The organism is Aerococcus sp. 1KP-2016, from assembly GCF_002252085.1.
Taxonomy (GTDB): Bacteria; Bacillota; Bacilli; order Lactobacillales; family Aerococcaceae; genus Aerococcus.
Genome location: NZ_NEEY01000036.1, coordinates 1 through 17,461 on the forward strand (window position 1 = coordinate 1; position 17,461 = coordinate 17,461).

Here is a 17,461-nt window from a genome sequence, read left to right on the forward strand (position 1 = left end):
GCTCCAAGAGGCAGATTTGACTGCGTTTCAGAAAAATCCTTAAATCCCAAAGTACGGGCTTTAAGTTCATTTTCTTCCAACGGTTCAAATCTAAGCGCCTCTTGTCGCACTCTATTTTAGGCTGTGATTTTGTATCCTACGCCCCAAACGGTAGAAATTACTTTGTCGCCGCCTGTTGCTTCACCAATTTTATCACGTAAATGACTCACATGAACCATCACCGTTTTGGCTGATACAACAGATTCTTGTTGCCATACACGTTCGAAAATTTCGTCTGCAGAAAAGACATTATTTGGATGACTTGCTAATAAGTATAAAATACCAAATTCTAAGGCCGTTAATTGAATTTGTTCACCATCAGTTGTTGAAACTTCATGGGAGTTTTTGTTGATCACCAAGGGACCAATTTCAATTGTAGCAGAATCACTTTCGCCTACATTTGCACGGCGTAACAATGATTTAATACGGGCCATCACTTCCAGTGGATTAAATGGTTTGGTAACATAGTCGTCCGCACCAGTTGTTAGACCAGAAATTTTGTCCATGTCTGAAGATTTGGCACTTAATAATAAGATTGGCATATCAACATCGCGTTTGCGAAGCTCTTTAACCACGGTAATACCATCTTTCACGGGCATCATAATATCTAAGACCATTAAGGCAATATCAGGGTTTTCAGCGATTTTCTTTAAGGCTTCATCACCATCATAAGCTTGGATAACTTCATATTCTTCGTTGGTCGCGTAAATTGTTAGTAATTCAACGATATCTTTATCGTCGTCTGTAATTAATATTTTCATTTGTCATCCTCCATACGCTATATTCTCTTCCACCATCTTAACAAATTACGGGCTACTTAGTACTATATTTCTATTTAAAAGTATTTAAGAATGCCTTAAGATACGCTTTTCTACTAGTCTCTTGCCCTCATTGTAAAAAGGCAACCAGGATTTTGCAAGCCTGATTGCCTTTTGAAAGTATCTTTTAAATTGTATTAGTTACCACGAGAATAGTTTGGTGATTCTTTGGTAATTTGAATGTCATGCGGATGTGATTCAATTAAACCAGCACCCGTCATACGGATAAATTGTGCATTTTCACGTAAAGATTGAACGTTTGCTGCACCACAGTAACCCATACCAGATTCAATACCACCAATCATTTGGAAGATGATACCAGAAACTGGACCTTTGTATGCTACTCGGCCTTCGATTCCTTCTGGTACAAGTTTGTTGGCTTCGTTCACTTCACCTTGGAAGTAACGGTCCGCAGAACCTTTTTTCATTGCCCCGATAGAACCCATACCACGGTAAGTTTTGAATTGACGACCTTGGAAGATTTCTAACTCACCTGGCGCTTCATCAGTACCAGCTAACATAGAACCTAACATTACTGCATGACCACCAGCTGCTAAAGCTTTGACGATATCACCAGAATATTTAATCCCACCATCAGCGATGATTGTTTTGCCATATTCATTCGCAACAGTTGCAGCATCGTAGATAGCAGTGATTTGTGGTACCCCTACACCCGCTACAACACGTGTAGTACAGATAGAACCAGGTCCAATACCAACTTTCACAATGTCAACGCCGGCATCGTATAATGCACGAGTACCTTCACCAGTCGCAACATTACCTGCAATTAAAGTTGCATCCGGGAATGCAGCGCGGATTTCAGCAATCTTACGTAAAACACCTGCTGAATGACCGTGAGCAGTATCAATAACAATCGCATCCGCACCAGCATCAAGTAAAGCTGTCACACGGTCAAATGTATCAGATGTTACTCCAACAGCTGCACCAACAATCAAACGACCTTTCGCATCTTTCGCTGAATTTGGATAATCCGTTACACGTTCGATATCTTTAATTGTTACTAAACCAGTTAAACGACCTTGGTCATCAACTAATAATAATTTTTCGATACGGTTTTCGTATAAAATGTGGCTTGCTTCTTCTAATGAAGTCCCTTGTGGTGCCACAACTAAATCTTCTTTAGTCATTACATTACCAATTTCTTGATCATGATCTTCGATAAAACGAATATCGCGGTTTGTTAAGATACCAACTAATTTATGGTTTTCTTCGTTATCAATGATTGGCACACCAGAAATACGGTATTTTGTCATCAAAGCTTCTGCTTCACGAACAGCATTTTCTGGGAACAAGTAGAATGGATCAGAAATGACACCAGATTCTGAACGTTTCACTTTACGTACTTCATCCGCTTGTTGTGCAATTGTCATATTTTTGTGGATGATCCCTAAACCACCTTGGCGTGCCATTGCAATCGCCATGCGTGAATCAGTAACAGTATCCATGGATGCTGAGATAATTGGTACGTTCAATGTTAGATTTGGTGCTAGTTGTACCTTCAAGTCAACTTCATTAGGTAATACTTCTGAATGTGCTGGCATTAATAGGACATCATCAAATGTAAGTCCTTCTTTTGCAAATTTGTTTTCCCATGCTGTAGTCATTATATTAATTACTCCTTCTTATAGATGTTTTCCCCTTGGCTTTAAAAATATATTTTTATTATCCTAACACCTTTAAACCAAGTCGTCAACTCTATATTTCGTAAATAAATTAAATATTTTACTTAATGAAATTTAATGTTCGTGTTTCATTTGAGAAAAAAGCCGTCCTTTCCAATAAACACCATCTAAGAAAAATAAAAGTTCGTCTTTAAAAAACAGGATGTGAGAAAAAGCGTTATGGCCCTAACCACTGGAAGAATAGTGCCGTGGCACATGTAATGTGACGCAAAGTATTCTGAAGTGGGCAAGGGACAGCTTTTTCGAGCTCAACTTCACAGGATGTGAGAAAAAGCGTTATGGCCCCATATAAAAAACAGCCCTAAAGTATCTCTACTTCAGGACTGCTCACGCTTATTATAATTGGCTACTAATAGCCTTTTTGAAGGCATCAGCATCTACTGTTTCAATAAAGGCTTGATCACCTACAAAAACAGTTGGCACGGCACCTACACCGACAGCTTGTGCTTCCTCGAAGACACGGTTAGCTAAGTCAGCATTGTCTTGTTTGACAAAGCCTTCCGCTTCAAAATAACCCGCCACTTGTTCCAAATCAAGTGTTGTCCACTCATTTTGCTTACGCATATATTGATCAATGAAATGGTAGGCAGCTTCATTATCACCATCGTAGGCGATAAATTCATTGGCAACATTTCCCTTTTGTAGACGGTTAGATGTTTTATTGTAATGTTTCAAGATGCGTTGTACCTGACCTGTCGCAACTAATGGTGCCAAGAATGACGCATACGTTTCTTGGTAGATTAAGGCATCCGGACAGGCAAGGTTGATATATTCCACGATTTTCACCTTGGCTGTATCATCCCCTACTTTGATTGCATCTTGGTAGGTAATTTTTTCAGTAGCAAACATCAATAAAGCCTCCTATTCCTCAATAATTGTTGCTAAATAGTCATCTAATTCTTGTGCTGCATTTGGACCAATAAAGGCTTTGTTGCCATTCACAACAATTGTTGGTGTCGCAACAGCCCCTAAATTCTTGAACTCTTCTTTAACTACTTCTGTTTGAATTTTATTGCCTTGATAGCTGTAAGAGAAAGTTTCAATCGCTACATCGACAATTCCGCCGAAGTCATAGGCAGACCATTCACCATGACGCGCGAAAATTTCTTTAAATTGTTTATACGCACGGTCTTGATCCTTATAGTCTACAAAGCGGTTAATCACTTCACCCTTGTATAAACCAGCTGCATCAATATCTACATGCTTGATAATACGTTGCACTTTACCGGCATCCGCCAGTTGTTCAAGTTTATCTGAAATGGCATCCTCAAAACGTTTAGAGCCACGGCAACGGAAGTTAATGTATTCAGTAATCTTAACGGGTGCATCATCTGAACCGTATTTAATCGCACGTTTATCGGTCACAGCATCTAAATTTAATTTGTCTGCCCCAAAATCAAAGGCTTCCTCAGCAGTTGCGGTTGCATAGGCAGCATTGATCCAGTCACGCACTGTATTATTGTCTTCATGTTCATCAAAAGCTTCACCAAATACATAGGCAGTTGGAACGGTTTTTGCCCCTACTTGTACTGCTTCTTCCTTGATAGCTTCTTGCACAGCGTCATTGTCTTGGACAGTATAGCCTAGTACCTCTTCTGCATATTTAGCCACGCCATCTTCATCCAACTTAGTCCATTCTTGACGTGTTGCGAACATAGTTGTTAGTTGTTCGAAGGCATTTTCAGGATCATCATAAGTAAGGTAGCGATGCATCACATTTCCTTTACGCAAGTGACCAGTAGGACGGTCCACAGGTTTGACAATATATTGCACTTTACCAGCATCCACGAATTCATTGATTAACGCTGTATTTGTTTGTTCATATATTCTGGAAAAAGGACATTCCACATTCAAATAGGCATATAGTTTCACCGGTGCATCCGGTCGTCCATAACGGAATCCTAAATCATCTGAAACGTTTGAAAAATCAATATTTGTTGCATCCATTTATTACACGTCCTTTATTATTTGTTACCCTAATCTTAGCGAACCTTCATCATTTTCTCAAAGAGAACAACTCAATATACACAAAAAAGTCTGTCCAACTGGTGAACAGACTTCCAATAAGTATCCTTCAAATCAAATCTGGTTTGAATTAGAACAAAGTTTTTGTTACTTTGTATTCGCGTTTAAACCACCATCTAGCTGCCAACGCAAGAATCGCTAATGCTAGATAACCAAACACTGGTAATTCAGGATTGACTGCATCGGGTAGAAATTCAGTTACTGAAATTAATAGAATCCACACTAGTAATACCGCTACCGAAATCATGATGTAGCGCATTGTGCCACGTTCTTTCTTCGGTTTACTCATATCCGGTTGGTTCGTTGTTAGGATAGCCATAGCTGCCCCACCTACAACGAAGTTAAGTAGTAGGGTAATGATACCCGCTGGACCTGAAGCTGCACCGTTAGAGCCTAATAATAGCGTTAAACCAGAAATACCTGCGAAGACACCACCGATTAATAAACCACCCTCAACCCAGTATTGCCAGAATGGGCTAGTTGCCCCTTCAATGCCATTTGCTGAATCATCAGGATTGCCATGTAATTGGTGGGCATAAGCAGTTGGTGTACCGTAAAGTTGTTTCGCAGTAACCCCTTTTTTCTGTTCTTCCACTAAAGTATGTAAAATTTCATTTTCTTTGCGGTCTAAATCACCATCGTAGCCCAAAGCCGTTAATTCATGCATAAATTTATTCATGAATTCTTGGTTACGTTTAGTCAATGCTGCAAATAGCTCTGGACGTTCTGCAGCAATACGTTGACGTTCTGCTGCTTCTTGGGCTTGCAATGCTTCATTTGTTTGTTTATCAGTTCCTAATGCCATAATCAGTTAGATCTCCTTTTGCTTGCTTACACGTTAAATCTAAATAGCATGATATCGCCATCTTGAACGATATAGTCTTTACCTTCTGAGCGGTAACGACCTGCTTCTTTGGCTGCTTTTTCACTACCATATGTTAATAAATCTTCATATGATAAGGTTTCAGCGCGGATGAAACCACGTTCGAAGTCAGAGTGAATGACACCAGCAGCTTGAGGTGCTTTCATGCCTTTTTTGAAGGTCCATGCGCGTACTTCTTGTTCTCCAGCCGTAAAGTATGTTTCAAGACCTAGTAATGTATAAGCTTTTTGGATTAAACGGTCTAAACCAGATTCTTCCATACCTAAGTCTTCCATGAACATCGCACGGTCTTCATCATCAAGACTTGCTAATTCTTCTTCGATTTGAGCAGAAACAATCACTACTTCCGCATTTTCTTGGCTCGCAATTTCACGAATTACTTCTACATATTCATTGCCTGTGCTTGCTGATTCTTCATCAACGTTCGCTACATATAGAATTGGCTTCGCTGTTAGTAAGAACATGCGGTCAATAAATGGTTGTTCTTCTTCCGTAAATGTCATTGTACGTGCTGATTTACCTGCCTCTAAAACGTCTTTGACCTTTTTCAAAGCTGTTGCTTCAACAACGGCATCATGGTCTTTTGATTTAGCCATTTTCGCAGCTTTTTCATAACGTTTTGTGACAGTTTCTAAGTCAGCCAAAATCAATTCCAAATTAATGGTCTCAATATCGTCAGCTGGATCTACCTTACCAGACACATGCGTAATATTACCATCATCGAAACTACGTACCACATGGATGATCGCATCTACTTCACGAATGTTCGCTAAAAATTTGTTACCCAAACCTTCACCTTTACTCGCGCCCTTAACGATACCCGCAATGTCCGTAAATTCAAAGGTTGTATGGATGGTTTTCTTTGGTACATAGATTTCCGTTAATTTTTCTAAACGGTTATCTGGCACTTCTACTACGCCCACATTTGGGTCGATTGTTGCGAAGGGATAGTTTGCTGCTTCAACTTGAGATTTGGTAATTGCATTGAATAAAGTGGATTTACCTACGTTTGGTAATCCTACGATACCGGCTGTTAATGCCATTTTTTCACACTACTTTCTTTTCTTTAAATTACGATACTATACATGCGAAAATAACTAAGCTTCTGTACTTGCTTGGTCTGCTTTCACTAATACTTTTTTCATTTTCTTTTCGAATTCACGACGTGGCATCATCACTGATTGACCACAGCCTTGACATTTAATACGGATGTCAGCGCCTAGACGGATGACTTTCCAAGCATTTTCCCCACAAGGATGGGGTTTCTTCATTTGCACGACATCATGCATGCCGTATTCTTTCTCTACCAAGACATACACCCCTAATCTTCAAATTTAATATTGAGTATATCTAAAATACGGGTTAAATCCTCTTCTGAGAGATATTCAATCTCGATTTTACCGCGTTTTCCACGTGTATTAATTTGGACATTCGTACCAAATTTATCCATCAAGCGATCTTCACTTTCACGAATATATGCTGGTACAGCTGGTTTTTTATGGTCGTCTTTTTTGACTTCCTTGTCCGCTGGCTCATTTAGGGTTTGCACCATTTTTTCTAATTGGCGCACCGTAATGCCTTCAGCAACTACCTTTTTGGCCAAGCGAGATTGGTCTTTTTTGGATTTCAAACCTAAAATTGTTCGCGCTTGTCCTGCTGATAATTCACCTGATTGAACTAAGGCCTTGATATCGTCACTTAAACCAAGTAAACGCAAATGGTTGGCGATATAAGCTCTTGATTTACCTAAACGTTGCGCTGCTTGTTCTTGGGTGATATCCAAAACGTCAATCAATTGTTGGTAAGCCAAAGCTTCCTCAAGAGCAGTTAAATCCTCACGTTGTAAGTTTTCAATAATAGAAGCTTCAATCATTTGCTCATCCGTAAATTCACGGACAATGGCTGGAACCGTTGTTAAACCTGCAATTTTTGCAGCTCTAAAACGACGTTCTCCTGCAATAATTTCATAACCTTTAATCGTTGATTTACGTAAAGTAATTGGTTGGAATATACCTTGTTCTTGAATCGATTTCGCTAAATCATTTAAGGCATCTTCATCAAATTGATGACGCGGTTGATATGGATTCGGGCGGATTTCACCTAACGCAATTTCTTGAACTAGCTTGTCACTCGCAACCGAAGGCTCATTATTTACTTCTGTAACTTCAGCAGTATCTGTATTGGTATTGGTTTCCGTCACTTCTTCTTGTGAGAAGACATTGTCGCCACCAAAAAACGCATCGATACCGCGTCCTAAACCTTTATTATGTTTATTCGTTTGTTTGACCATTATTCTTTAGCACTTCCTTTGCCAATTCAATATACACTTCAGCGCCTCGGGAACGGATATCATAATCAATAATAGACTGTCCATAAGATGGAGCTTCAGACAATCGTACATTTCTTGGAATCAATGTTTCATAAACTGCAGTACCAAAGTATTTACGTACCTCGTCAACCACTTCATTCGATAAGTTGGTTCTAGCATCAAACATTGTCATCAATACACCTTCAATTTTTAAAGCTGGATTGAAATGTTTTTGCACCAATTGAATGGTATTTAATAATTGGCTCAAACCTTCTAGTGCATAATATTCACTTTGGACTGGAATCAAGACTGAATCAGCACTCGTAAAAGCATTGATCGTCAAATGTCCTAGAGAAGGCGGACAATCGATGAAAATATAATCGTAGTCGTTACGTAAGGGTTTAATCGCGTCCTTCATCTTTTGCTCACGATGTGAAACACTCGTCAATTCCACCTCTGCCCCAGCAAGCGAGATTGTTGCTGGTACTACTGATAGATTTTCACGTGATGAGGAAACAATCGTATCCTTCATTGGTACGCCATTAATCAATACGTCGTAAATACTATTTTCAACGGATCCCTTGGCAATACCTAGACCACTTGTTGCATTGCCCTGCGCATCACTATCAATCAATAGAATGTTTTTACCTTGGTAGGCAAGTGCCGATGCTAAATTGACGGTAGTTGTTGTCTTACCAACACCACCTTTTTGATTGGCAACTGCGATTACTTTACCCATTTTCTAACCCCCTACAATTTGCTTGTTATTCATTTAAAAAAAGGAACGGAATGCGTTTCCGTTCCTTTCGCATTCATTCAAAATAGTTCTACTATTTCTCGCTTTATTTCTACATGAAAAAATCATTTAATTCTTTACCATTGTACCAAAAAATGAAAGCCCATGTTCAAGTAAATCAAGTATTTGCAAAAATACTTGTCACTGCCCCTTTAAAGCGGACTTTTGGCTGGTTTTCCAGGTTTACGCGGATATTTGTTTGGTGTCTCTTTTGCTTTTTCAATACGCAAAATATGACGTTGACCGGCATCTTCTAGTAAATCAAATTGAATATCCTCTAAGAATTTACCACCAAGTATAGCAATCGCATTTTTTGCTTCTTCAATTTCTTCATCCGCACTTTGGGCTTTCATCGCTAAAAATTGACCTTGTTTCTTCACTAAAGGTAAACAAAATTCAGCTAATAAATTTAACCGCGCTACGGCACGTGCTGTAGCAAAATCGAATTGCCCTCTAAATTGTGGATTTTGGCCAAAAGTTTCGGCACGATCATGATAGGCATGGACACCTTCCAATCCTAATTCCTTCACTACTTCTTCAATGAAATGGATACGTTTATTCAAAGAATCGACAATCGTAATATCTAAATCAGGTAAGGCAATTTTCAAAGGAATACTTGGGAAACCTGCACCCGAACCAACATCTACCAAGCGATAATTTTCACCGGTCATAGGCACATGCATAGCCACCGTTAATGAATCATAAAAGTGTTTTAAATACACTTCATCACGTTCAGTAATAGCGGTCAGGTTAATTTTTTCATTCCATTCAACTAACAATTCAAAGTATCGATTAAATTGGGTCATCTGTTGGTCATTTAATTGGATCCCCGCTTCAGCAAGGGCTTTTTGAAACATTTCTGGATTCATATACTACTACTTTCTTTTTCAATTTTCTTATGACAAGGACTTTAGGCGTTGATGCTTAGGCGCCCGTGACAAATTACACGTTTCACCTTCATTACCCACCCATTTTAAAGTAGCACTATTTCTAACATTCATCGCTACTCTCTATGCCCTTAAAGTATACCATATGGGTAAAAATAAATAGACATAGAAAAAGAGAAGCATGGATAAAACACCTTATCCAAACTTCCTCATTCTTGTATCAAACACTATTTCATTTACTTATTAAGATTGAGATGATCAATCATTCATCTCAGGCAGTAGCTGGCTGAACGATATTGCGCACATCCTGTGAAGTTGAGTTCGAAAAAGCTGTCCCTTGCCCACTTCAGAATATTTGCAGGGCGTTTCACTCGCTACTGCATATCTCCTCCAGTGCTACCTGTCTAAACGCCCGCGCTCACATCCTGTGAAGTCGAGTTCGAAAAAGCTGTCCCTTGCCCACTTCAGAATAGTTTGCGTCACATTACATGTGCCACGGCACTATTCTTCCAGTGGTTAGGGCCAAATCGCTTTTTCTCTCATCCTTTTTTATACTCGTGCTACGTGTCCACCTTGTAAATACACCATGATAATTGATACGTCAGCAGGGTTAACGCCTGATACACGACTCGCTTGTGCCAAAGTACGTGGTCCGATTTCTTTCAAACGTTGACGTGCTTCAGTTGCTAGGCTTTCAATAGCATCCCAGTCAATATCTTCAGGGATTTCTTTTTGTTCTAGACGGTGTAGTTTTTCAACTTTACGTTGTTCCTTCACGATATATCCTGCATATTTGATTTGAATTTCAACTTGCTCAGTGACTTGACGTGATAATGCCTTTTCACTTGGTGCAAATTTCAAAATATCATCAATTTTCAATTCAGGACGACGTAATAAATCAGCAGCCATAATACCGTCTTTTAATTCAGCAGAATTGCGTTCTGCCAAGTAGGCTTGTAATTCAGCCGTTGGTTTCAAACGCGTATTTGATAGGCGTTCTAATTCTTCTGCAACTTGTGCTTGATTTGATTTGTATAATTGGTATTGTTCTTCAGAAACTAAACCAAATTCGTAGCCTTTATCTGTTAGACGTACATCCGCATTGTCATGACGTAATAACAAACGATATTCTGCACGAGAAGTTAATAGACGATATGGTTCTGTGGTTCCTTTTGTTACTAAATCATCGATCATAACACCCATGTACCCTTGGTCACGACTAATGATAAATGGTTCTTCACCACGGATTTTTAATACGGCATTGATACCTGCATACAAACCTTGGCCTGCTGCTTCTTCATAACCAGATGTACCATTCGTTTGACCAGCAGTAAATAAATTGGCCACTTTCTTTGTTTCCAAGTTCATTTTTAATTGGTTTGGTTTGACCACATCGTATTCAATTGCATAACCTGTACGCATAATACGTGCGTTTTCCAAACCTTTAATTGAATGAATCACGTCATTTTGTACATCTTCAGGTAGTGAAGTAGATAGACCTTGAACGTAGATTTCTTCATTATCTAATCCTTCAGGTTCTAGGAAGATTTGGTGTTTTGGTTTATCCGCAAAACGCACAATTTTATCTTCGATTGAAGGACAGTAACGTGCACCAACACCTTCAACAATACCCGTGAACATTGGAGCACGGTATAAGTTGTCACGAATCACTTCATGTGTTGCTTCATTTGTGTAAGTTAGAAAACAAGGTACTTGTTCTGATAATGGCAAGTAATCTTCATCTTTCGACATGAATGAGAAGTGGTTTGGCGCCTCATCACCAGGTTGAATTTCTGTTACATCATAGTTGATTGTACGTTTGTCCACGCGTGGTGGTGTCCCCGTCTTGAAACGAGTAATATCAAAACCGTATTTTTCCGCTAAATTGCCTGTTAATTTTTCTGCTGCTTGCGAATTATTTGGACCAGAAGAATATTTCAAGTCACCGATGATAATTTGACCACGTGCAGCAGTACCAGTTGTTAAAACAACGGCCTTCGCGCGGTAAATAGCACCTGTGTTCGTAATAACACCAGTTACCACATTATCTTCAATGATTAAATCGTCTACTAAACCTTGACGTAAAGTTAAGCGTTCTTGTCCTTCGATCGTTTTACGCATTTCTTTCGCATATTCATCTTTATCTGCTTGTGCACGTAAAGCACGCACAGCTGGGCCTTTACCTGTATTTAACATACGCATTTGAATGTATGTCTTATCAATGTTACGGCCCATTTCACCACCTAAGGCGTCGATTTCACGTACCACTACACCCTTAGCTGGTCCTCCAATTGATGGATTACACGGCATAAAAGCGACCATATCAATGTTAATTGTAATCAGCATTGTTTCAGCACCCATACGCGCTGCTGCAAGTGCTGCCTCGCTTCCTGCATGACCGGCACCAACTACAATGACATCATAACTACCTGCTTCATAAGTTTGCATCTTTTCACCCTTTCCTTCTCTGATTATTTACCTAAACAGAATTGACTAAATAATTGTGTTAATAATTCATCCGGTGCATTTTCACCGATAATTTCACCTAAGATTTCCCAAGCACGGGTAAAGTCGATTTGAATTAAATCAACCGGCATACCCATTTCGATGCCCATCGATACTTCATCAAGGGATTGGCTCGCTTTTTGTAGCAAGTCAATATGACGTGCATTCGATACATATGTCGCATCACGTTCACCAGATTGACCTGAGAAGAAGTAATCTGCAATCTTCGCTTCTAATTCTGAAATACCTTCTTGCGTGGTCATCGACGTAGCAATGATTTCATCTGCTTCAACCCATTCAAGCAATGCTTCTTTCATTAATTGGTTTGGTAAATCGATTTTATTCATAATAATAATGCGTTTATGATCTTGCGTTAATTCAAGCAAGGCACGGTCGCCATCCGTTAGTGGTTCAGCTTGGTTCAATAGTAAAAGTACTAATTCAGCTTCATCTAAAGCCTTCTTAGACCGTTCCACCCCAATACGTTCTACCACATCTTCAGTTTCACGAATACCAGCCGTATCGACTAATTTCAACGGTACGCCACGAATATTGATGTATTCTTCAACAGTGTCACGAGTTGTTCCCTCAATATCTGTCACAATGGCCTTATCTTCATGTAGTAACGTGTTCAATAATGAAGATTTCCCTACATTTGGACGACCAACAATTGCTGTTGAAATACCATCACGTAGAATTTTCCCTTGTTTCGCTGTCGATAGTAACCCTTCAATCCGTTCTTTGATGAGTTTTGTCTTCTCACTTAACAATTTCAAGGTCATTTCTTCAACATCATCATATTCAGGATAGTCGATATTTACCTCTACTTGTGCAAGTGTATCTAGGATATCTTGACGCAAATTTTCGATTAAATGAGATAAATTTCCGTCCAATTGTTTGACCGCTAAGTCCATAGAACGGTCCGTTTTCGCACGAATCAAGTCCATTACAGCTTCGGCTTGGGTTAAATCAATTCGGCCATTCAAAAAGGCACGTTTGGTAAATTCACCTGGCTCGGCTAATGTTGCACCTTCACGTAAGACTAATTCAAGTACCCGATTAGTGGCGACAATCCCACCATGTGTGTTGATTTCGACAATGTCTTCACGCGTAAAGGTTTTGGGTTCACGCATTACCGTCACCATCACCTCATCAATGTCTTGACCATTATTAGGATCAACAATGTGTCCATAATGAATCGTATGAGAATCTTGTGTACTTAACTTTTTCTTTCCTAATTGATATACCTTATCAGCAATCGCTAGCGCATTGTCGCCAGATAGACGAACAATCCCAATTGCCCCTTCACCTGGTGCAGATGAAATCGCCGCAATTGTATCAAAACCACTTGTAATCATGCATAACTTCCTTTCTATGGAGAATTTATCTAATATTGTTTATATTTGTGCATATAAAAAAGCGCCCAATCTACCCCTCATTTTTGAAACAGGTAGAAAGACACTTTGACTGTCAGACTTAAATTTTATACATTGGGTATTATACGCAATACCGCTTCAATTGTAAACTATAAACGCTTATTGCTTATAAAGCAAATGAAATAGCAGAAAAGGATACGAAAAAATGAATTCGCACCCTTTTATTATGCTTACATTTCTCTAGCTTGATCAATTGGATAATATGGTTCTTCCTTAGTTAAAGTCACAATATTTTTTACCACCATCGGTTTACCATTTACAGTAACGGCTACCTCATCCGCATTATAATATTGGTCAATACTTGTTATCATAGCATCCAGCTTTTCTTTACCCAAATCATCGGTTGCTATACTTGCTATATCGCCCGTAAAATCTACAGTAATCACCTTACCCTGACCAGACATTTGTCCATTCGTGGTAATACTTTGAATGCTTGAACGTTTAGGTAAGAGTACTTCCCCAACTGTATATTTGCCTTGGAACATTTCTGTAAAGATGAGGGCCATGGATGTATTTGTTGTCATCCAAGCTTTCTCAGTTGCCGTTTCAAAGGCATCCGGTCCAGTCACATATTGATATGGAATTGACTCCGTCCAACCTTTAAATGCTAATTTGCTTAAGCTTTGGGTAACCAAATAACCACTTTCACCAGTCAATTCATCTACTGCATATACAAGCCCTACATCTTTGGCATAGTATTCAGTTCGCGTACTACCATCATTTCTTTTTTCGATTACTTCAATTGTTTTGTAATTACCTGTAGGTGTCTTAATGGCTACATCGATGCCAATAATTTCTCGACTACCATCTGTCGTTTGCCATTTATGCCCTTCTTCAAGTGGTGCTTGTAGGTAAATGGTACCTGGCTCACTCATTTGTGTCACGAGATCTTGAGGAATTGCTTCATGGGCATAGGCTTCGGGTCGACGGAATAGGATTTGCGCCTTATCCTTAGTTACTTTCACCACTTCAAGGGTTGTAGTGCCTCCATTGTCTGAACGCATATATAGAAGGTTAGCATCGATAAAGTCATATGTTCGCGTAAAGCTAGAATATTCCATACTATCCCCTGTAAAACTTGCATGATAGCCTTTAGCCAACGGAAAGTACGTGGCTACACTGGCATCCGCTACAATTGAGGAAGATGAGGTAGCTGAAGACGACACTGTAGAACTGGAAGAAGTTATACTTGAACTACTAGTTGATGCACTAGAACTTACGATTGACGCAGTAGATGTACTAGATGTACTAGATGTACTAGATGTACTAGATGTACTAGATGTACTAGATGTACTAGATGTACTAGATGCACTAGGTTTACTAGATTCACTCACACTAGATTGGCTACTAATTGAAGAAGCAGACTTCGATGATTCTGATTCACTCACCTCCTGCGATGTAGCGGAAGATGATGAAGAGCCATATATATCCCCATTGCCTTTACCCCAATCAAACAAACCACATGAAGACAACAAGATAGTTGATCCTACTAATAATACCCCTAACTTTTTCACCATCATTTTCAATCCCCCCAATCTATTTAGCCTATTCTGTATCTATAATTGTATACGCTTTCATAAGCTAAATAAAGAAATATGAATAAGCTTATCAATCATTTAAACATTCTCCATCTAAACACTGCTCACTTCATCCAATAACAACAAAAAGGGCCAGGACTTATCAGCCCTGACCCTTTTTGATTGATGTAAGATTTACACATTAGAATTGATTGTTGTCATTATTTGAATGTGTTTCTTCTTCAATTTTTTGATCTAATTTTTCTAGTTGTTTCTTGGCAAAATCACGGCCACCTAAACCAAATGAAAGGGCAAAGGCAACTGATAAACCACCAATAATGAATAAGAAGGCCATGTTCACAATGCTATTTGCAAAGTTTAATTGGTCTAACGCCATAAATACTGAGAAGACGATAAAGGCACCTTTGACAATTTCGCCAACCCATTTACCAGCACTTGCTTTATTCACTAAGTCACCAACAAAGCGACCACCAAAGATACCTAAACCTAAGATGATTAAAGCGATTAATACATTTGGTAAGTAAGCAATGATTGCTGCCCCAACTGTATTTAAGATTGCTAAGTCTAAAGCGTTCAATGCTTCAACAGTGAAGAATAAACCTACAACTACAGCAACTACTTGACCAATAATCTCAGAGATATTGATATTTGGTGCGCTCGTACCTGTTTCACGGTTAAATAGGTTGTTTAAACCAGTACCTTCTAGCAAGTTTTTCACTAGATCGCCTAATACTTTAGCAATTGCTAAACCGACAGCTAGTAAGATTACAGCAACTAAGATATTTGGAATTGCTGCTGCAATACTATTTAACACACCAATAATTGGTTGTGCAATTGAAGAAATACCTAATGTTTCAAGGGCCACAACAGCAATTGGTATGAATACAACGATGTAAGCCATCCATGATAGCACATTCGCAATAGTATCAGTTGATTGACCATTTTGTACTTTGTTACCAGTGAATTTAGCAACATATTTATCAATATTGATGGTTTTAACTAAAGAATAAACCAATTGTTTCACTAAACGAGAAACAACAACAGCAACGATCATAATGATGATTGCACCAACGATAGCCGGGATAAAGGCTAAAGCAGTAGTTGTCATATCACGAATTGGTGATGCGATTGAAGTTAAACCAAATGTTTCGAAAATACCAGGTAGGAATAATACCCAAACGATGTAATATAGAATTTGACCAATTGTATCAAATGTTGCTTCTGCCTGACTTGCAGATTCAGCAAGACGCCACTGAACAAATCGATTACCTAAACCCGCTGCTTTTAACCCTTTAGAAACCGCATTCTTTACTAATACAGCAACTAACCATGCAACAAGAATTAATACAATACCCCCAACTACTGCTGGTAGGCTTGCTATGAATCCTGACCATAAACTAGATAAATCCATTTTCTCCATCTCCTTTTGATGTAAAAATAGAATTCCTTTATTTATAAAGAAATTCTTAAGATAATTCTAGTTTACTATATTTATAAGTGATAGTCACACGATATGATAAAGGTTATTTTATAACCTTTACTATATCAACGTTTTTATTATTTTATAAAAGTAATAAAAACTATTTTAATACAAAATATCACCTTTTTTGTATTTATTCTTTTAAAAATGTGACCTTTTACAATATATTAGACAATCGAGTAGGAGGAGCCTCACGGCTCCGACCTCTCACACCACCGTACGTACGGATCCGTATACGGCGGTTCAATATCTTGCGTAAGCAGACTCGATACTAAGCCCCAGTGGTGGAGTCTTTCGTTTGTAAGGGCCCAGTGAACCTCTGGTGATTTAGATAATCTCCAGTATTTCTTTCTGGAATAACCGATTCTTTTGGCTCTATCTAAATTTAATCCATATTTTAATAACTTCGTTATTTTTGTTTTTGGTAGTTTCCATCTTTTGAGAATAAGCTGTCTGATTCTGTGATGTATTCAAGGTTCTATTTCTTTCTGAATAAAAGATTTAATGAACCCTAATCCAAAGTAACCAATCCATCCTCTTGTTACTTGGTTGATTTCATTTAGAATAGTTTTGAAATCCCCTGGACGTTTGCGACTGGTTCGTCGTTTTAATTCTGCTCTAAATTTCTTTTTAGCTTCTTTGGTAGGTATAAAACGACAAGTTCCATTCACTTGTTTCATCAGACAGCTCAAGAACTTTAAACGGGTAGGTGAGCCAACTTTGCTTTTATCTGTATTGACAATCAGCTTGAGTTCTCTTTCAATAAAACGAGATACACTTTCTAGCACACGTTCTCCTGCTCGTTTTGTTCTTACATAAATGACGAAGTCATCTGCATATCGTACAAAATGATGTCCTCTTTTCTCAAGTTCTTTATCCAGTTCATGTAAGTAGACATTGCTGAGAAGGGGCGATAATTGTCAAGGACAGTATAAAATTGTAGGTTTATGACAGAATAAAAATGTAGGTTTTTGACAGTCTAATTTAGAAGTCCATTTATATTTTCCCTTTCATACGATATGATTTTCCAGTAATCTTGAAGA

Annotated in this window: 16 protein-coding genes; 1 reads left to right on the forward strand and 15 read right to left on the reverse strand. The window is 38.7% G+C overall.

Annotated elements, in window-relative coordinates; translation table 11 throughout:
* Positions 1-116: 116 nt before the first annotated feature.
* The 13 genes from B9P78_RS06995 to B9P78_RS07055 all read right to left on the reverse strand — a co-directional run bounded on the left by B9P78_RS06995 (position 117) and on the right by B9P78_RS07055 (position 14,461).
* Positions 117-800, reverse strand: coding sequence for a response regulator transcription factor (locus B9P78_RS06995; protein ID WP_094518784.1), 684 nt, complete (start codon positions 798-800; stop codon positions 117-119).
* 194 nt (positions 801-994) lie between these two features.
* Positions 995-2,482: an IMP dehydrogenase gene (guaB, locus tag B9P78_RS07000; RefSeq protein WP_094518785.1), complete on the reverse strand. Its 1,488-nt coding sequence runs from the start codon at positions 2,480-2,482 to the stop codon at positions 995-997.
* A gap of 414 nt (positions 2,483-2,896) precedes the next feature.
* Positions 2,897-3,409, reverse strand: coding sequence for a thioredoxin domain-containing protein (locus B9P78_RS07005; protein ID WP_233487773.1), 513 nt, complete (start codon positions 3,407-3,409; stop codon positions 2,897-2,899).
* Between the two features lie 12 nt (positions 3,410-3,421).
* Entirely contained in the window at positions 3,422-4,507 is a 1,086-nt protein-coding gene (locus B9P78_RS07010) for a thioredoxin domain-containing protein (protein WP_094518787.1), read from the reverse strand.
* Between the two features lie 148 nt (positions 4,508-4,655).
* Positions 4,656-5,390 (reverse strand): DUF1129 domain-containing protein, encoded by a 735-nt coding sequence (locus B9P78_RS07015; protein WP_094518788.1) that lies wholly within the window; start codon positions 5,388-5,390, stop codon positions 4,656-4,658.
* Positions 5,391-5,416: 26 nt separating this feature from the next.
* On the reverse strand, positions 5,417-6,511 hold the full coding sequence (ychF, locus tag B9P78_RS07020) for a redox-regulated ATPase YchF (protein WP_094518789.1): 1,095 nt from the start codon (positions 6,509-6,511) through the stop codon (positions 5,417-5,419).
* Positions 6,512-6,565: 54 nt separating this feature from the next.
* Positions 6,566-6,778: a DUF951 domain-containing protein gene (locus B9P78_RS07025; RefSeq protein WP_094518790.1), complete on the reverse strand. Its 213-nt coding sequence runs from the start codon at positions 6,776-6,778 to the stop codon at positions 6,566-6,568.
* 11 nt (positions 6,779-6,789) lie between these two features.
* Positions 6,790-7,758 carry a ParB/RepB/Spo0J family partition protein gene (locus B9P78_RS07030; protein ID WP_094518791.1) on the reverse strand — a complete coding sequence of 323 codons (969 nt, stop codon included), beginning with the start codon at positions 7,756-7,758 and terminating at the stop codon, positions 6,790-6,792.
* Positions 7,739-8,515 (reverse strand): ParA family protein, encoded by a 777-nt coding sequence (locus tag B9P78_RS07035; protein WP_094518792.1) that lies wholly within the window; start codon positions 8,513-8,515, stop codon positions 7,739-7,741. Before B9P78_RS07035 ends, B9P78_RS07030 begins: the two co-directional genes overlap by 20 nt.
* A gap of 209 nt (positions 8,516-8,724) precedes the next feature.
* Positions 8,725-9,441 (reverse strand): 16S rRNA (guanine(527)-N(7))-methyltransferase RsmG, encoded by a 717-nt coding sequence (gene rsmG / locus B9P78_RS07040; RefSeq protein ID WP_094518793.1) that lies wholly within the window; start codon positions 9,439-9,441, stop codon positions 8,725-8,727.
* Positions 9,442-10,008: 567 nt separating this feature from the next.
* Positions 10,009-11,907, reverse strand: coding sequence for a tRNA uridine-5-carboxymethylaminomethyl(34) synthesis enzyme MnmG (mnmG, locus tag B9P78_RS07045; RefSeq protein WP_094518794.1), 1,899 nt, complete (start codon positions 11,905-11,907; stop codon positions 10,009-10,011).
* 23 nt (positions 11,908-11,930) lie between these two features.
* A complete protein-coding gene (gene mnmE / locus B9P78_RS07050) occupies positions 11,931-13,322 on the reverse strand; it encodes a tRNA uridine-5-carboxymethylaminomethyl(34) synthesis GTPase MnmE (RefSeq protein WP_094518795.1) in 1,392 nt (463 codons plus the stop codon).
* Positions 13,323-13,570: 248 nt separating this feature from the next.
* Positions 13,571-14,461 (reverse strand): GerMN domain-containing protein, encoded by an 891-nt coding sequence (locus B9P78_RS07055; protein ID WP_094518796.1) that lies wholly within the window; start codon positions 14,459-14,461, stop codon positions 13,571-13,573.
* 49 nt (positions 14,462-14,510) lie between these two features.
* On the opposite strand from B9P78_RS07055, the gene B9P78_RS07060 reads away from it, so the two are divergent.
* Complete coding sequence (locus B9P78_RS07060; RefSeq protein WP_094518797.1) at positions 14,511-14,999, forward strand: hypothetical protein; 489 nt, start codon at positions 14,511-14,513, stop codon at positions 14,997-14,999.
* A 120-nt stretch (positions 15,000-15,119) separates the two neighbouring features.
* Here the strand turns inward: B9P78_RS07060 and B9P78_RS07065 are convergent, their stop codons facing one another.
* Both B9P78_RS07065 and B9P78_RS10270 read right to left on the reverse strand, forming a co-directional pair.
* The gene (locus B9P78_RS07065) at positions 15,120-16,349 is read right to left on the reverse strand and encodes a mechanosensitive ion channel (protein WP_094518798.1); all 1,230 of its coding nucleotides are present in this window, start codon (positions 16,347-16,349) and stop codon (positions 15,120-15,122) included.
* A 539-nt stretch (positions 16,350-16,888) separates the two neighbouring features.
* Entirely contained in the window at positions 16,889-17,299 is a 411-nt protein-coding gene (locus B9P78_RS10270; protein WP_233487774.1) for a reverse transcriptase domain-containing protein, read from the reverse strand.
* Positions 17,300-17,461 lie beyond the last annotated feature (162 nt).